Origin of the sequence: Xanthomonas hortorum, from assembly GCF_011305375.1 — a bacterium.
In the GTDB taxonomy this organism is placed as follows: Bacteria; Pseudomonadota; Gammaproteobacteria; order Xanthomonadales; family Xanthomonadaceae; genus Xanthomonas; species Xanthomonas hortorum_E.
Window position 1 is genome coordinate 1 of the sequence record NZ_VCME01000069.1, and the last position, 735, is coordinate 735.

The following is a 735-nucleotide window of genomic DNA, read 5'->3' on the forward strand; positions in this document are numbered from 1 at the left end:
ACCGGCGTCGGCCAGCTGCTGTTGTGCTGCTACGCAGGTCTTTACCTCGCCGGTTTGATCGCCCTATCCCGGCGTAGCGAGCCGCGACGTCGTGCCCGGATCCTCCTTCGGCGTGCAGGGGAGGCCAACTATGGCTGAGTCCACCGTCATCCTCGCTGCTATCTGTGGGTCTTTGCTGGCATGCGCTCCAGTCTTTGTCGTTTCCGGACGACGCAATGCGCCTTTGAGATTGTCCGACGCCTTGGCGGGACTGTCCGATTATGGACGTCAGGACGCCGTCGTCGATCTCGCCGCGGAGGGCGGACGGCTGGAGCGGTGGGGAACGCGAGCAGCAATCCGCTGGCCGCGGGTAGTGAGCGAGCGATCTCGTCGCACTCTCATATTACAGGGGAGAACCCCTGGTGATCTGGTGATCGAGAAGGCCGTCATGGCTATGGGAGGGATGCTCGTCCCGGCCTTGACACGGGCTGTGGCTGCTGCCTGCGGGGACACTCTGCCGGTGACTCCAGTTGGTTTGGCGGTGGTTCTTGCTGTCGTCGGGTGGTTTATTCCCGACACCCGGATCAGGTCACGGTCTAAAGCAGTGCGTCAGGATGCCGCCGAGGCCGTCTTGGTCTATGTCGATCTCGTCACCCTTGCTCGATTGGCTAACCAGTCAGCTCCGCGGGCCCTCGTCGAGGCGGCGCAGATGAGTGATCACCCTGTCTTGGCGCGCATTCGTATGACGCTGGAGCG

General features: G+C 63.0%; 1 protein-coding gene. It reads left to right on the forward strand.

What is annotated here, in order from left to right; translation table 11 throughout:
• Window positions 1-130: 130 nt before the first annotated feature.
• The coding region (locus FFY45_RS21905; protein WP_176342037.1) for a hypothetical protein at window positions 131-735 on the forward strand (605 nt) is incomplete at its 3' end.